The following is a 971-nucleotide window of genomic DNA, read 5'->3' as shown; positions in this document are numbered from 1 at the left end:
CGTCAGACTCGCCCAACCCTCGGCTCCCGCCCAACAACTTGACGATGCCGGCGCCACCAGCCCAGACGGGCCATCCGATGGGCGGCAGCCAGGAACTGTTCCGCCTGCACGTGGGCCGTCGTGTCCGTGCAGCTGCCGATCAGGCGAACCGCCCGCCCGTCAAGGAACAGCGGGTTGAGGGTGGTTCGCGCCCAGAGGACGCCGGTCGCGAACTCGACGGTCTCGTCATAGGTGATCCGGGTGCCCTGGCCGATGCACCGTCGATAGTTGTCACCGATGCGCTGGAATTCCGCCGGCTGAAGCAGGTCGACAAGTCGACGGCCCGATGCCTGTGCATGGGAGAAGCCGTAGGTCCGTTCATATTCCTCGTTCACGGTGGCGATGCGGAACCCGCCATCCCGATCGACGTCGATGGCGAACATCGGGCAGCCGACCTGGTCCAGGAACGAGCGCAGTTCCTCTATGTCACAGGTCGCTAGGAAATTCGATACCTGTCGAGAGTCCGTCAACATCATGGCCTCTCGATACTCTGAAGAAAGGCACTCTGAAGAAAGGCGCCCATGGCGTTGGGATAATCGGCGCGCCCATCTTTCTTCATGAGTCGGAACCGGCCTGTCTTTCCTATCGCTACGCTCACGTCACCACCACCTGTCGCGCCGGGATGACCAACCTCTCCGGACGAAGGCGATCACCTTTGTGCAATGCGCCGGTAATTTTGAGTTTTCACCTATGAACAAGCCGTTAACTTGGGGAGGGTCCGTTCGTCGGCGGATCCTGAAGTGAACCGTGCCGGGTTCACTGGAGGCGCTTTACCAGCCAAGGCATGTTGGACCGTCACCGTCAGCATGAGGGTCCTGATGCGGCAGGCCGGGAGGCGGACGGATACAGGACCGGGCATGACATCGACCGCTCTCCCCTCCCGCCCGCCGATCGACCGTAGAGCCGGTGACCGGTCCCGTCAGGAGAAGGCT

1 protein-coding gene is annotated in these 971 nt (G+C 62.3%); it reads right to left on the bottom strand.

Going from position 1 to position 971, the window contains the following annotated elements; all coding sequences use genetic code 11:
• Positions 1-2: 2 nt before the first annotated feature.
• Positions 3-515, bottom strand: a complete 513-nt coding sequence (locus tag N826_RS39065) for a PAS domain-containing protein (protein WP_084721567.1) — start codon at positions 513-515, stop codon at positions 3-5.
• Positions 516-971 lie beyond the last annotated feature (456 nt).

It is taken from the genome of Skermanella aerolata KACC 11604 (assembly GCF_000936425.1).
In the GTDB taxonomy this organism is placed as follows: domain Bacteria; phylum Pseudomonadota; class Alphaproteobacteria; order Azospirillales; family Azospirillaceae; genus Skermanella; species Skermanella aerolata.
Note: the sequence above shows the minus strand (reverse complement) of the source record. Positions and strands in the feature narration are given on the sequence as shown.